Below are 14,645 nucleotides of genomic sequence, written 5' to 3'. Positions count from 1 at the left end.
TCTAGGTTATCGACTAGAGGCTGGATCCCACGAATTCAACGAGGTCAACAAGTCGCGAGGAGTAGCCCCACTCGTTGTCGTACCACGCGACGACCTTCACGCTGTTGCCCATCACGGTGGTCAGACCGGAGTCGAAAACTGCCGAGTGGGGGTTGGTCACGATGTCCGAAGAAACCAGTGGATCGGTGGAGTACTCAAGGTATCCGCTCAATGCACCCTCGGCAGCTGCCTTCTCGAATGCTGCGTTGATTTCTTCCACAGTTGCGGTGCGGGCCAGGTTCACGGTCAGGTCGGTGGCCGAACCGGTTGGAACTGGTACGCGCATAGCGTAACCGTGCAGCTTGCCCTTCAGCTCTGGGAGCACCACGCCGATGGCCTTTGCGGCACCGGTCGAGGTCGGGATGACGTTCAGCGCCGCGGCGCGGGCACGGCGTGGGTCGCTGTGCGGTGCATCCTGCAGGCGCTGGTCTGCGGTGTAAGCGTGGATGGTGGTCATCAGGCCATCAACAATGCCGAACTCTTCGTTCAGCACCTTGGCTACTGGAGCCAGGCAGTTGGTGGTGCATGACGCGTTCGAAATGATGGCGTGGTTTGCAGGATCGTACTTGTCCTGGTTGACGCCCATCACGATGGTGATGTCTTCATTCTTGGCAGGAGCCGAGATGATGACCTTCTTTGCGCCAGCAGCTACGTGCTTCTTGGCGTCTTCTGCGTTGGTGAAGAATCCGGTCGATTCAATGACGACATCGACGTTCAATTCGCCCCATGGAAGGTTGGCTGGCTCGCGCTCAGACAGAACCTTGATACGGCGTTCTCCGACGACGATGGTATCGCCGTCCACGGATACCAGCTCGCCCACTGGGCCGAGCACGGAATCGAACTTCACCAGGTGAGCAAGCGAATCGATTGAACCAAGGTCATTGACGGCGACGATTTCAATGTCTGCCTTATGGGCCAGAACTGCACGCAGGAAGTTGCGTCCGATACGACCGAAACCATTGATTCCAACACGGGTTGTCACGTGACTATCTCCTCTAAATGGGATGATGATGCCACGACCGCACGCGAGCGGAGGTGGCCTTCTTTAAGAGGACACTCCGTTGTGCCGTGCTTGCGGATCCCAACGAATTGCCGGGATCCGCAACACACTTGAAACATACTACGCTACATTAGCGCAGAATGTGAGCTAACTTACCAGATAAGTCTTACTTACCTGGAAGGATCAGCGCTGCTGCGCCGTTGCGGGCAGCTTCGAAACGAGCCTGGACATCTGCCCAGTTCACGATGTTCCAGAATGCCTTGACGTAGTCAGCCTTGACGTTGACGTAGTCCAGGTAGAAGGCGTGCTCCCACATGTCCAGCATCAGCAGCGGGGTGGTTGCCACTGGGATGTTGCCCTGCTGGTCGTACAGCTGCTCGATGACCAGCTGGCCGCCCAGTGCGTCGTAAGCCAGCACTGCCCAGCCCGAGCCCTGCAGGCTCATGGCCGAAGCGGTGAAGTGGCCACGGAAAGCGTCGAACGAACCGAAGAAGTCGTCGATGGCCGCTGCCAGCTCGCCCTCAGGCTTGTCGCCACCCTCTGGGGACAGGTTGTTCCAGAAGATCGAGTGGTTGGTGTGGCCACCCAGGTGGAACGCCAGGTCCTTGGACAGCTTAGGGATATTGCCGAATTCGCCCTTTTCGCGAGCTTCAGCCAACTGCTCCAGTGCCGAGTTTGCGCCAGCAACGTAAGTTGCATGGTGCTTGGAGTGGTGCAGTTCCATGATGCGAGCCGAGATGTTCGGCTCCAGTGCGGCGTAGTCGTACTGCAGTTCTGGCAGTGAATAAACAGCCATGATTCTCCTCAATCTTCTCAATTGGTTGAATCTCCGCGGGAGGGCTCCCGCGGGGACATTTTAATGTTCCAGTTCATCTCCTGGAACGCTGGACTCCGTACCTGGTATTCCCAGATCGCTCGCCTTTTTATCCGCCATAGCCAAAAGGCGGCGGATTCGGCCAGCGATGGCGTCCTTGGTCATTGGCGGTTCGGCCATGCGGCCGAGCTCATCCAAGGAGGCTTGCTTGTGCTCAAGGCGCAGCAGTCCCGCATAGCGCAAGTGCTCGGGAACCTCGTCGCCCAAGATGCCCAGTGCACGCTCAACGCGGGCACCGGCAGCTACCGCTGCCTGGGCACTGCGCCGCAGGTTGGCGTCGTCGAAGTTCGCCAAGCGGTTCGCCGTCGCGCGCACTTCCTTGCGCATGCGCCGTTCTTCCCAGACCATGAGCGCATCGTGAGCGCCCATGCGGGTCAGCAGTTGGGCGATGGCATCGCCATCACGGATCACAACGCGGTCCACACCGCGCACTTCACGCGCCTTGACCGTCAGTCCCAGGCGGCGAGCTGCACCGACCAGCGCCAAAGCGGCTTCTGGCCCAGGGCAGGTGATTTCCAAAGCGGAGCTGCGTCCGGGTTCGGTCAACGATCCGTGGGACAGGAATGCGCCGCGCCATACAGCTTCAGCGTCGGCGGTGGAACCGTTGACGATCACCGAGGGCAGGCCGCGTACCGGCCGGCCGCGCTGGTCAAGCAGGCCAGTTTGGCGTGCAAGCACTTCGCCGTCCTTGGAAACACGCACAATGTAGCGGCTCCCCTTGCGGATGCCCGATCCGGAAACCATGACGATTTCGGCATCGTGGCCGTACAGCTCGCCGATAGCAATCTTCAACCGCCGGGCCGTCGCCGCGAGGTCCACTTCTGCTTCGATGACAATTCGTCCGGAGACGATGTGCAGCCCGCCGCTGAAGCGGAGCATGGTCGAAACCTCGGCCTTGCGGACCGATGGCTTGCGAATCTCTACCCGCGACAGCTCGTCTTTGACGGAAGCCGTCAATGCCATGAATCAAACTCCCTTACTTGGATCTTCCTAAGACCCGATCGCGGTAAACACCTCGTGATAGGCCGCCGCTAGTCGCAACGGGTCGTGCACAGCACGACCGTCAGATACTCCTACTGTACTAAAAAAGACACGCGCACCGAGTTTTTGCGCTGCCAGCTCAAATCGATCCCTGTTAAGAATCTTTGATTCGTCGGCAATAATTGCATCGAATTTGACCTCGGGTGCGTAACGTCCCAGCACCTCCAAGTGCGCCGCGGCGTCCATCCCGGAAGTCTCTGCCGTATCAAAGGCCAGGTTCATGGTCAGCAGCTTCTTGGCCGTGGTCGATGCCAGGGCCTGGCGCATATCCGGCAGCAGCAGATGCGGGAGCACCGAGGTGTACCAGGAACCGGGACCGAGAATCACCCAGTCCGCCAGATCGATGGATTCCAGCGCTTCGGAGCAGGCCGGCGCATCGGACGGTTCCAGGTACACGTGGGTAACCAGGCCGCCGGAACCGGCGCGAGCCAGCTTGGCCTGCCCATCGATTCGGCGACGCACCAAGGTGTCGTTCACCGGGTCGGATTCAAGAACCTCGCCATGGATGGACAGCGGAACCGTGCTCATTGGCAGGACCTGCCCGCGCGCGCCAAGCAGGGCACCTGCCCAACGCAGGCCAGCTACCGGGTTATCGAGCAACTCCCACAGCGCCAGGATCAGCAAATTGCCAACGGCATGGCCGTTCAATGGCTCGTCGGCGTTTTCGGTCGATTCAAAGCGGTACTGCATGACATCGCGCCAGGTACGGCCCCAGTCATTGTCGTCGCACAGCGCAGCCAGCGCCATGCGCAAGTCTCCCGGGGGCAGCACATCGAAGGATCCCCGAAGCCGCCCGGAACTGCCGCCGTCATCGGCCACCGTTACTACGGCGGTGAGGTCGGTAGTCAGACGGCGCAGGGCAGAGAGCGACGAGGACAGCCCGTGTCCCCCGCCCAAGGCCACCACCGATGGGTTGCGGTAATCATCACTTCGAGTCAGTCCCTGGATCGGGATCGGACCTGTAGCAAAGGCCATGGCGGCTACTCACGCCCCAGATCACGGTGGCTGATATTCACCCTGACGTTCGGGAACTGCGCCAGGCGCCGGCCCAGCTCAATGGTGGTTGCTACCGAGCGGTGCTTGCCGCCGGTGCAGCCCACGGCAATAGTCGCGTAGTGCTTATTCTCGCGGCGGTAACCTTCAAAGACCGGTTCCAATGCCTTGAGGTAGTTCTCGATGAACTCGCTCGTGCCTTCCTGGCTCAGCACATAGTCCGACACTTCTTTGTCCTTGCCTGTCTGCGGGCGCAGTTCAGGTACCCAATGGGGGTTGGGGATGAAACGGACATCTGCCACGTAGTTGGCATCAGCGGGCAGGCCGTACTTGAACCCGAAGCTCATCACGTTGATGCGCAGGATGATCGGCCCGGATTCGCTGAACAGTTCGTTGACTGCACGTGCCAGGTCGTGCACCGACATGGTCGTGGAATCCAAGATGATTTCGGCAGCTTCACGCAATTGATCGGTGATCCCGCGTTCGCGCTTGATGCCGTCGACAATGCGGCCGTCATCCTGCAGCGGATGCGGCCGGCGACCCTGCTCGAAGCGGCGGATCAGCACCTCGTCGCTGGCGTCGAGGTAGACCAGGCGGAACTTCACCCCGCTGGCTGTCAGGTTCGCCAAGGCATCGCGGATTTCCGGGAACATTTCCTTGGAGCGCACGTCCATCACGACAGCCATCTTCGGGATGGAGCCCTGCGAACGGCTCATCATCTCCGTCAAGGGTCCAAGCATGGCCGGTGGAAGGTTCTCCACTACGTACCAGCCCTGGTCTTCCAGAGCATGCGCGACTGTGGTGCGACCGGCACCTGACATGCCGGTTACGATCACGAGTTCGGACTCAGGGGGTTTTACTGCTTCATACTCAGCGGTCATATCACAAGGCTAGTCGACAATTTCGCCTGTAGTCATATTCACACCGGTTAATGAAGCGTCTTCTAGGGACTCTTTGATGGAAGTCGCAAGTTTTTCACCGACTCCTGGCACGTCCATCAGCTCCTCGATGCTCGCCGCACGGATCTTCTTCATCGACCCGAAGTGCTTGCGCAGGGCAGCCTGCTTGGACTTGCCCAGCCCCGGGATCGCGTCCAAATCCGAGGCGATCATGGATTTAGCACGCTTGGCGCGGTGGAAGTTGATCGCAAAACGGTGCGCCTCGTCGCGAAGCCGCTGCACCAAATACAGGGCAGCTGAGGCACGCGGCAGGATCACCGGGAACGGATCGTCGGGCAGCCACAGTTCTTCCAAGCGCTTAGCCAGGCCGACCACTGGAATGTCATCGATTCCCAGGTCGTCCATGGCCTTCTGCGCCGCGGCCACCTGGGGCGGTCCGCCGTCAACGATCACCAGAGATGGCGGGTAGGAGAATCGCTTCTTTTCCTGCTCACCGGTTTCTTCATTCATTTCCCCGGTTGCAAAGCTCTTGGGGTCGATCTTCTCCTTCAGATAGCGGCTGAAGCGACGGTAGATCACGTCGTACATGCTGGCGGTATCATCGCGTGCTGCATCACCGGTGATGGAGAACTTTCGATATTCGCTCTTCTTGGGCAATCCATCTTCAAAGACCACCATGGAAGCAACCACGTTGGTGCCTTGGGTATGCGACGCGTCATAGCATTCGATGCGAAGCAGTGCTTGTTCGGCTCCCAGTGCATCCTGCAGTTCCTGCATCGCCAGCGAACGCGTGGTGATATCACCTGCTCGCTTCGATTTGTGCAGGCGCAGCGCTTGTTCGGCGTTCTCCACGACGGTGGATGCCAGTGCCGCCTTGTCGCCGCGTTGGGCGACGCGCAAGGAGACTTTGGAACCGCGCAGCTCAGTGAGCCAGGTCGTGACATCCTCAATGTCTTCGGGCAGAGTCGGAACCAGGATTTCCTTGGGAATCCGGTCCGCGTGATCTGCGTAGACCTGGGTGAGAAGCTGCTCGACGAATTCAGCGCCGGTGGTATCCGCAACCTTTTCGACGACCCAGCCTCGTTGCGAACGGATACGGCCGTCGCGGACATGGAATACCTGCACGGCGGCTTCCAATTCATCGCCATGAATGCCGAAGATATCAGCTTCGGTACGGTCATCAAGGACCACGGCGTTGCGTTCAAAAACTCTGTTCAGTGCCGCAATGTCATCGCGGTAGCGGGCGGCCTTCTCGTATTCGAGTTCTGCCACCGCCTCTTGCATCTTGGCTGTCAGGGCCTTGGTGAACTTAGTAGCCTCACCGCTCATGAAGGTGCATAGGTCATCAGCCAGTTGACGGTGGTCTTCTTCGCTGATGCGCCCCACGCAAGGCGCCGAGCATTTGTCTATGTACCCCAAGAGGCAAGGGCGACCCGATGCTTCGGCACGCTTGAACACGCCCGGCGCACAGCTGCGCACAGGAAAGACCCGCAACAGCGTATCGAGGGTTTCCCGGATGGCCTTGGCCGGATAGAACGGCCCGAAATACTTCACGCCCTTGCGCTTGTCCCCGCGCATGACCAGGGCGCGCGGGTACTTTTCGTTCAAGGTGACAGCAAGGTACGGGTAGGTCTTGTCATCACGGAAAACAATATTGAACCGGGGATTGTATTCCTTGATCCAGGAGTACTCCAGCTGCAGCGCTTCCAATTCGGAACCCACCACGGTCCACTCCACGCTGCCGGCGGTGAATACCATGGCCCGGGTTTTGGGCGTGAGCCGGTCAGGATTGGCGAAGTAGGAGGTCAAGCGGTTGCGCAGGACCTTGGCCTTGCCAACGTAGATGACACGGCCGTGTTCATCGCGGAAACGGTACACGCCCGGTTTCGTGGGAATGTCCGAAGTTCTCGGACGGTAACTTGCCGGATCAGCCATGGTCTATTTCGCGTCCGGTGGCAGTTGGTTGTAGGAATCGACGCGTTCCTGGCCGGAAAGCTCGGCAATCGCATCAACGATCCGGTCCGTGGCCTGGCGGCGCTGCGGCAACGGGTGCTTGCGTCCGAGCTGGTCGAAGTACAGCGGCTCGCCATAGTGGATATGGAATTTGGCAGGACGGAAACCCTTTGAACCAGCAGGCTGCAGCTTCTCCGTGCCGATCAAGCCCACCGGCACCACTGGTACACCGGTGGTCAGCGCCAGCCAGCCCACGCCGGTGCGTCCGCGGTACAACTTGCCATCGCGCGAGCGAGTGCCCTCGGGGTAGATGCCGATGCCCTTGCCGCCTTCGACGATTTCCACCAGGGAATCGAGGGCGGCAACCGAAGCTGCCTGTTCGCCACGCTGCACCGGAATGGATCCCACGGATTCGAAGAAGGTCTTCATCACCTTGCCCTTCAGTCCCGGGGTGGTGAAGTATTCCGCCTTGGCGAAGAACGCCACGTCGCGCGGGGTCAGCGCCTGAATGATCAAGGAGTCGAAGAATGACAGGTGGTTGGAGGCGACAATGAAGCCGCCTTCCTTGGGAACGTTCTCAAGCCCGGTCACTTCCGCACGGCATACACCGTGGATGACGCCCCGAATCGACGAACGGGTCATGGTGTAGATGCTCATCTACTTTGCACCTTCCTGCATGAGGTCATCGTCGAGGTTCAGCGTGTTTGCCAGCTGTGCTCCGAGCAGGAGCTCAGCAAGGTCCCGGGTTGTCGCCACAGTTGCGCCTGCCTGCTGCAGTTCATCATCGTCCTGGGCAAAGCCCCACGCGACGCCGACCGAAGCCACCGAATTCTCGCGGGCGGCATCCCAATCGTAGTAGCGGTCACCCACAACGACGCTGCTCGCCGGGTCCAGCTGCCCGTGCTCCAAAGCTTCAGCGACAATGTGCGTCTTGCTCGAACCCATGCTCCCGTGCTCATCCGCGTTGCCGTGAATCGCATCGAGATGCTCATCCAGCCCCTTGCGTGCAATGAGCTGGCGCGCAATGTTGATGGGCTTGGCCGTGGTCACTGCGACGTAGATCCCGGCCGCGCGCAACGCGTCCAGGAGCGCCACAATGCCCGGGTAGATCACGGATTCTGCCATGCCCACCTCGGCATAGCGGGCGCGGTAGGCCGCGATGATGGAGTCGATGTTCTCGTCGGTGACGCCGTCAAGCGTACGCAGCCCGATTTGGAGGGGCGGGCCTACCAGCGCTTCAACTCGTGCTTCGCCCGGATCGGCCAAACCATGGGAGGTGACCGCGTGGCGGATACCCGAAGTTATGGCACCGGCAGGGTCCACGAGGGTCCCATCCAGATCGAAGAGCACACTTGTTACCGACATATTCACCTAGCCATCTTCCCATGAAGCGGACGCGGGTTAGCAATCCATAACTGAAATCGCATATGTCGAACATTCTCCGCCAGGCATTACAGGATCTCGGAGAGGAACTTCCCGGTGTGCGATTCGCTCACCTTGGCCACCTTTTCCGGGGTGCCAGCAGCCAGGATCGTGCCGCCGCCTGAGCCGCCTTCCGGGCCGAGGTCGATGACCCAGTCAGCCGACTTGATGACATCCAGGTTGTGCTCGATGGTCAACACGGTGTTGCCCTTGTCGACCAATCCCTGCAGCACCTTGAGCAGCTTGCGGATATCTTCGAAGTGCAGACCGGTGGTCGGCTCGTCCAGGACGTAGATGGAGCGGCCATTGGAACGCTTCTGCAGTTCCGCAGCCAGCTTCACGCGCTGGGCCTCGCCGCCGGAGAGGGTGGTTGCCGGCTGACCCAGGCGCACGTAGCCCAAACCCACGTCCACCAGCGTGCGCAGGTGGCGGGCGATCGGGGTGAAGGCACTGAAGAACTCGGCGCCTTCGGCAATCGGCATATCCAGCACATCGGCAATGTTCTTGCCCTTGTACAGCACCTGCAGGGTTTCGCGGTTGTAGCGGGCGCCCTGGCAGACCTCGCAGGGCACGTAGACGTCCGGCAGGAAGTTCATCTCGATCTTCAGCGTGCCGTCACCCGAGCAGGATTCGCAGCGTCCGCCCTTGACGTTGAAGGAGAAACGGCCCGGCTGGTAGCCGCGCAGCTTCGCCTCATTGGTCTCCGCAAACAGCTTGCGGATGTGGTCGAACACGCCGGTATAGGTCGCAGGGTTCGAACGCGGGGTCCGGCCGATCGGCGACTGGTCAACGTGGACCACCTTGTCCAGGTGTTCCAGGCCCTGCACGCGGGTGTGGCGGCCGGGCACCTGCTTGGCGCCGTTGAGCTTGTTGGCCAGCACCTTGTACAGGATGTCGTTGACCAGGGTGGACTTGCCCGAGCCGGACACGCCGGTCACCGCGGTCAGCACGCCCAGCGGGAACTCCACCGACACGTTCTGCAGGTTGTTCTCGTTGGCACCGACCACCTTGAGCTTGCGCTCCTTGTCGATCTTGCGGCGCTTGGACGGGATGTCGATCTGCTTGCGGCCCGAAAGGTAGTCTCCGGTCAGCGACTTGGTGTTCTGCTTCAGGCCCTCCAGGGATCCGGAGTGCACCACTTCGCCGCCGTGCTCACCGGCGCCCGGGCCGATGTCCACGATCCAGTCGGCTTCGGCAATGGTGTCTTCGTCGTGCTCCACCACGATCAGGGTGTTGCCCAGCGATCGCAGGTGCAGCAGGGTGTCGATCAGGCGGCGGTTATCGCGCTGGTGCAGGCCGATGGACGGCTCGTCCAGAACGTAGAGCACGCCCACCAGGCCCGAACCGATCTGGGTAGCCAGGCGAATGCGCTGCGCCTCGCCGCCGGACAAGGTGCCAGCAGCGCGTTCCAGGGTCAGGTACTCCAGTCCGACGTCCAGCAAGAACTTCATGCGCGCGTCGATTTCCTTGAGCACCTGCGCGGCGATCTGCGCCTCTCGCGCGGTGAGCACGATCGTGGAGAGGAATTCCGCGGCGCTGCGCAGGTCCATGGCGGCAACTTCAGCGATGGAACGCCCGCCCACCAATACCGAGAGCGACGCCGGGTTCAGGCGCGCGCCGCCGCAGGTAGGGCACGGAATCTGGCGCATGTACTGCTCGTAGCGGTCGCGGGCGTGATCCGATTCGGTTTCCTGGTGCTTGCGGTGCACGTAGGAGATGACGCCCTCGAAGCCGGTGGAGTACTTGCGCTCGCGGCCGAAGCGGTTCTTGTACTGCACGACCACCTTGTGGTCCTTGCCGTTCAGGATCGCTTCGCGGGCAGCAGCCGGCAGGTCCTGCCATTGGGTGTCCATGGTGAAGCCCAACTCATGGCCCAGGCCTTCGATCAAGCGGTTCCAGTATTCGGTGGTGGCCTTGCCCAGCGACCATGGGGCGATCGCGCCCTCGGCCAAGGTGACCTCGCCGTCCGGAACGATCAGGTGCTCATCGACTTCCAGCTTGGTGCCGATGCCGGAACAGGCCGAGCAGGCACCGAACGGGTTATTGAAGGAGAAAGTACGCGGCTCGATCTCATCGATGGCCAGCGGATGCTCATTGGGGCAGGCCAGGTTCTCGGAGAACGCGCGCACGCGCTGGGGATCATCCTCGTCCAGGTCCACGAAGTCGGCGAGCACGCGGCCTTCGGCGATGCCCAGGGCCGTTTCGATGGAGTCGGTCAAGCGCTGGCGGGCATCTTCCTTGATGGCCAGGCGGTCGACGACCACCTCAATGGTGTGCTTGACCTGCTTGGCCAGCTTCGGCGGATCGTTCAGCTGGATGGTGGTGCCGTCAACGCGGGCACGGGCGAAGCCCTTGGAAGAGAGCTCCGCGAACAGGTCGACGAATTCACCCTTGCGCGAGCGCACTACCGGGGCGAGGATCTGGAAGCGGGTTTTCTCCGGTAGCTCCATCAGCTGGTCGACGATCTGCTGCGGAGTCTGCTTGGAGATCGGTTCGTGGCAGATCGGGCAATGCGGACGGCCCACGCGTGCCCACAACAGACGCATATAGTCGTACACTTCGGTAATCGTGCCCACGGTGGAACGCGGGTTGCGGCTGGTCGACTTCTGGTCGATGGACACCGCTGGCGACAGTCCCTCGATGAAATCCACATCGGGCTTGTCCACCTGGCCGAGGAACATGCGGGCGTAGGCAGAGAGCGATTCGACGTAGCGGCGCTGGCCTTCGGCAAAGATGGTGTCGAAGGCCAAGGAGGACTTGCCCGAACCGGAAAGGCCGGTAAAGACAATCATTGCGTCACGCGGGAGATCAATGTCCACGTTTTTCAGGTTGTGCTCGCGTGCACCCTTGACGACCAGGCGAGTCAGATCAGTTCTTTTACTCTGCGATGAAATAGCCACGAGGCCATACTAATCGAAAACTACTTCGAATACGTGTACGAATGGACGCAACTCACAGTTAATTCTCCAAAGCCCCGATCCGGCGCACGGCGAGCGCTATGCGTGCTCGTTCATTCGTCCGAAAAGGCGACCGGTGAACGGGCCACGCTGAGAACAAGGGCGGGACCTCGTCCTCCCATTCGAGGTTGCGGTTGCCCTTGGAACTCCGCGCTCACGGGATGGACTTGGCCGGCTTCCGCGTTCCCCGCTGGTGTGCTGCCTCAACGCCGGCTTATGCCGAACCTCCGGGAAGCCTGCTGTTCCGGACTGGAACCGACGGGCTTTATGGTCGAATACGCTGGCTGCCGGATCACCTAACCGGTCGAGATCCACCGACCTCTGCCAGCCTGCCGCACTTAACGTTGGAGTTCGCCCAACCGGCAGCCTCCATCTGCTAAATCCGCATTAGCAACATCATGACGTAGCGCCAGATCGTTCCGTTTCACGCCCCCTCACCGGTCAATACACCGGACGGGGCATACGGAACGTCCGGCTTTCCTGTGAATCCATGAAACTTCTGCAATTCAAGCCAGCACGTGGTGTGTTCCTGTACGCGACCAGCTTACGAGACAGGTCGGGAATTCCTACCTGCTTATCCTCGAACGGGATAGGTTGTGAGCATGAGTGCAGAAAAAATCAAGGCGACTCTCGTTGATCCTCGATACGTCAGTCAGGAAAATCCAGATCCCATGTATCGGGTAGATTTCTGGGACGAAGACCGTGCCTGCTCCGAGTACCGCATAGAAAACGCAGAGAGCATCGTCGATGTCCTCTCATGGGCAGAAGCAAACCGCCACGGCCGCTATGCCGTGATCTGGGTTGAATACATCTTTGAAGGCGGAATAGGCATGGCTCGGCTTCACGGGTGGGAACCAACCGAGGCGGGCTCGCCTTCTGCCAGTGACCCTTATTTCCGTCAGTAATCAGGCACGGACTGCCGAGTACGGAGAACAAAACGCGCTACATGCCATTAGGATGGCCGCTAAGCATTCCTCTGCTGGGAGCGCGCGTAGCGTTATTTAGCGCTGCGATCCGAACGCCAATTGTTAATGACCCTCGCAGGTTTAGCCGGAATTGGGATTGTTTCCGAGTAAACGTACAAGAGATGCTTTTCGCGGAGCACCGAGCTGTTTCTCGGGCTTGGAACCTATTTCTGCGAACAGTCCGAAGGGCCGCCCATTCGCGTGCTCCTCCACCCAACGGAGTGCCTCTGATCTGTCCTGCACTTCAACCAGTACAAAAGCATCTAAGTTCCAGCCATACTCAGGAGGAGGTTGTTCCCAAAAATTGACTCGATAGCAGGGCGAATCATCCGAGTCGCGTGGTTCTGCGTGAACTGTTTCAATGGCTCGCATGGGACCAATGTACAAGCATGCACCAGGACGCTACTGGCAAATCCTGTCGCTCAAGTTACTTTCGACTATCAGTGTCGGAAACAGCGCACCAGCTGAGGTTCCCCTTACGGGCGCTCCGCTAGAGGACCTGTTTACGGCGAAACGTGAGTAAATCAGCACGGGGCTAAGCTAGAAGAACCTACGCTGTAAATCCGCTCGGCCGAAAGTATCATTGCAAACGACTGCCTGTCTTATGGGAACTGGGCTGCTCATCCTCTCGAACAAACCAGCGGCCACCACTCATCTAAGTCACGAGGAAACTAACATGCAAACTATCGAAGCTTCACAACGCTGGGCGAGGACATGGGCCAAGGCATGGCCGCTTAAGGACGCAGACGCAATTGTCGAACTGCAGGCTGAGGACGGTTACCACTGGGCCTCGATGTTTAGGCCATTGCACGGGCCTAGCGCCCTGCGCGCTTATCTGGAGGAATGCTTCGCGGAGGAAACCAAACCGGCAGAGACATGGTTCAGTGAACCACTTGTGGATGGAAGTTCAGCCTCCGTCGAGTACTGGGTCGTCATGTTTATCCAGGACAAACCAATGACGGTTTCGGGGTGCACAGTACTTTCATTCGACGATTCCGGCTTAGTAACAACAGCACGAGACTACTCACACGTCAAAGACGGGTACCACCTGCGACCAGGCTCTCCACTCAGCATCTGAGACCCCGTTCGACGACCTGCCATCGAGGGTGACCCGTTCGGCCCACCCTGCCCCGGTAGCCGTTCCCTATATGCATTAAAAGACGGGTGCTGACCGGATATTACCATTTCCCAGCCATTGGTGGACGACTCGTCAAATAGGGGAATGAAGATGCTACCGTCCGCATTGGGGTGCAACATCTGGTGCCGGCCGGCCAGGCCATGCGCCACCAGGACCAAGACACCGGACAGCATCCCCAACCCGACCAATTAGGAGCAATACTGTGAAAATCGGAGTCATCGGCGCCGGCGGCGTCGGCGCATACTTCGCCGCCGCACTGGCCAAAAGCGGATCCGAAGTACACCTGCTAGCCACCGAACGACACATCGCACCCATCACCGACCACGGGATCACCGTCACCACAGGGGACGGGAGTCCCGGCTTCACTACCCCACTGGCCAGTGTCAGCACCACGGCAGAATCCATCGGCCCGTGCGACGCGGTCATCCTGGCCTGCAAAGCCGGACAAGTCTCCGCAGCCATGAGCGGGGCACACGCCTTGATCGGGCCGAACACCGCTGTCCTGCCGCTGCAAAACGGCGTCACGGCCACCGAACGCATCACCGAAGCGGTCGGCCCGGGCCACGCACTAGGCGGGGTCGCCATGATCATCTCCTACCTCCAGCAACCCGGCACCGTCCATCACGTTGGCGGGCAACCGGCCATCACCCTGGGCGAACTCGACGGAACAACCACGCCCCGTACCACGCAACTAGCCAAGGCCCTGGACGCAGCAGGAGTCGCAACAAAAGTCTCGGCCGACATCATCACCGACATGTGGCGAAAATTCATGCTCATCACCTCCTACGGCGGGGTCGGCGCACTATGCCGCGAACCGGTTGGCCGTACCCGCACCAACCCGCAAACCCGCGCCCTGGTCGAAGACGCCATGCGAGAGGTTGCAACGCTCGCCGGCCATGCCGGGGCGAAGCTGGGCGAAACGGACGTGGCCCGGATGATGGCACAATTCGATGCCTTCGGCCCGGACAGCACCGCCTCCATGCAACGCGATTTGGCCGCAGGACGTTCCTCGGAACTCGAGGAGCAAAACGGCACCGTCGTCCGGCTGGCGCAGCATCACGGAGTCCCGGTCCCCATCCACCACACCATCTACCGTGCCATGATTCTGCTCGACGGAACCGCCTTACACCCCACAGCCTAACGGCCCTCGCCTACTGGGGGCGGCACTGTGGTTTCGCCAGCATTGCCCCGGTCAGGGTTCCCGTTGCGGATGTGAAAGCCCTGTCTTTGCCTTGGTGGAAAATAACCTCATGTCATTGGTTCATTTCCTGAGACCACGGGGCTTAGTATTGGGAACATGAACCTTAACTGCATGTCTTGGTGGTGGCTGTCCTAACAGCCGGTTCAATCATGTCCGCGGGGGG

General features: G+C 60.2%; 12 protein-coding genes. 3 read left to right on the top strand and 9 right to left on the bottom strand.

What is annotated here, in order from left to right:
• Window positions 1–13: 13 nt before the first annotated feature.
• From gap to uvrA, 9 genes are all read right to left on the bottom strand, one after another.
• Window positions 14–1,021: a type I glyceraldehyde-3-phosphate dehydrogenase gene (gene gap, locus ACNPM8_RS15355; protein ID WP_332498357.1), complete on the bottom strand. Its 1,008-nt coding sequence runs from the start codon at window positions 1,019–1,021 to the stop codon at window positions 14–16.
• A gap of 184 nt (window positions 1,022–1,205) precedes the next feature.
• Entirely contained in the window at window positions 1,206–1,835 is a 630-nt protein-coding gene (locus tag ACNPM8_RS15350) for a superoxide dismutase (RefSeq protein ID WP_105656666.1), read from the bottom strand.
• Window positions 1,836–1,895: 60 nt separating this feature from the next.
• On the bottom strand, window positions 1,896–2,876 hold the full coding sequence (whiA, locus tag ACNPM8_RS15345; RefSeq protein WP_105656667.1) for a DNA-binding protein WhiA: 981 nt from the start codon (window positions 2,874–2,876) through the stop codon (window positions 1,896–1,898).
• A 27-nt stretch (window positions 2,877–2,903) separates the two neighbouring features.
• Window positions 2,904–3,929: a gluconeogenesis factor YvcK family protein gene (locus ACNPM8_RS15340; protein ID WP_105656668.1), complete on the bottom strand. Its 1,026-nt coding sequence runs from the start codon at window positions 3,927–3,929 to the stop codon at window positions 2,904–2,906.
• Between the two features lie 5 nt (window positions 3,930–3,934).
• Window positions 3,935–4,828 carry an RNase adapter RapZ gene (gene rapZ / locus ACNPM8_RS15335; RefSeq protein WP_105656669.1) on the bottom strand — a complete coding sequence of 298 codons (894 nt, stop codon included), beginning with the start codon at window positions 4,826–4,828 and terminating at the stop codon, window positions 3,935–3,937.
• Window positions 4,829–4,837: 9 nt separating this feature from the next.
• Window positions 4,838–6,781, bottom strand: a complete 1,944-nt coding sequence (gene uvrC / locus ACNPM8_RS15330) for an excinuclease ABC subunit UvrC (RefSeq protein ID WP_332486786.1) — start codon at window positions 6,779–6,781, stop codon at window positions 4,838–4,840.
• A 3-nt stretch (window positions 6,782–6,784) separates the two neighbouring features.
• A complete protein-coding gene (locus ACNPM8_RS15325) occupies window positions 6,785–7,456 on the bottom strand; it encodes a lysophospholipid acyltransferase family protein (RefSeq protein ID WP_105656671.1) in 672 nt (223 codons plus the stop codon).
• Window positions 7,457–8,164: an HAD hydrolase-like protein gene (locus ACNPM8_RS15320; protein ID WP_332486783.1), complete on the bottom strand. Its 708-nt coding sequence runs from the start codon at window positions 8,162–8,164 to the stop codon at window positions 7,457–7,459.
• An 86-nt stretch (window positions 8,165–8,250) separates the two neighbouring features.
• The gene (uvrA, locus tag ACNPM8_RS15315; RefSeq protein WP_332730836.1) at window positions 8,251–11,121 is read right to left on the bottom strand and encodes an excinuclease ABC subunit UvrA; all 2,871 of its coding nucleotides are present in this window, start codon (window positions 11,119–11,121) and stop codon (window positions 8,251–8,253) included.
• A gap of 659 nt (window positions 11,122–11,780) precedes the next feature.
• Here uvrA and ACNPM8_RS15310 point away from each other — a divergent pair.
• The 3 genes from ACNPM8_RS15310 (at window position 11,781) to ACNPM8_RS15300 (ending at window position 14,422) form a co-directional block, all read left to right on the top strand.
• Complete coding sequence (locus tag ACNPM8_RS15310; protein ID WP_402696060.1) at window positions 11,781–12,083, top strand: hypothetical protein; 303 nt, start codon at window positions 11,781–11,783, stop codon at window positions 12,081–12,083.
• A 664-nt stretch (window positions 12,084–12,747) separates the two neighbouring features.
• Window positions 12,748–13,221: a nuclear transport factor 2 family protein gene (locus ACNPM8_RS15305; protein ID WP_402696320.1), complete on the top strand. Its 474-nt coding sequence runs from the start codon at window positions 12,748–12,750 to the stop codon at window positions 13,219–13,221.
• 262 nt (window positions 13,222–13,483) lie between these two features.
• Window positions 13,484–14,422 (top strand): ketopantoate reductase family protein, encoded by a 939-nt coding sequence (locus ACNPM8_RS15300; protein ID WP_402696058.1) that lies wholly within the window; start codon window positions 13,484–13,486, stop codon window positions 14,420–14,422.
• Window positions 14,423–14,645 lie beyond the last annotated feature (223 nt).

This window comes from Glutamicibacter sp. AGC46 (assembly GCF_053543715.1).
Note: the sequence above shows the minus strand (reverse complement) of the source record. Positions and strands in the feature narration are given on the sequence as shown.

Coding starts and splice junctions, on each gene's coding strand:
- ACNPM8_RS15340 (WP_105656668.1), bottom strand. CDS start 3,929: ATGGCCTTTGCTACAGGTCCGATCCCGATCCAGGGACTGACTCGAAGT.
- whiA (WP_105656667.1), bottom strand. CDS start 2,876: ATGGCATTGACGGCTTCCGTCAAAGACGAGCTGTCGCGGGTAGAGATT.
- uvrC (WP_332486786.1), bottom strand. CDS start 6,781: ATGGCTGATCCGGCAAGTTACCGTCCGAGAACTTCGGACATTCCCACG.
- ACNPM8_RS15310 (WP_402696060.1), top strand. CDS start 11,781: ATGAGTGCAGAAAAAATCAAGGCGACTCTCGTTGATCCTCGATACGTC.
- ACNPM8_RS15320 (WP_332486783.1), bottom strand. CDS start 8,164: ATGTCGGTAACAAGTGTGCTCTTCGATCTGGATGGGACCCTCGTGGAC.
- ACNPM8_RS15325 (WP_105656671.1), bottom strand. CDS start 7,456: ATGAGCATCTACACCATGACCCGTTCGTCGATTCGGGGCGTCATCCAC.
- ACNPM8_RS15350 (WP_105656666.1), bottom strand. CDS start 1,835: ATGGCTGTTTATTCACTGCCAGAACTGCAGTACGACTACGCCGCACTG.
- ACNPM8_RS15305 (WP_402696320.1), top strand. CDS start 12,748: ATGGGAACTGGGCTGCTCATCCTCTCGAACAAACCAGCGGCCACCACT.
- rapZ (WP_105656669.1), bottom strand. CDS start 4,828: ATGACCGCTGAGTATGAAGCAGTAAAACCCCCTGAGTCCGAACTCGTG.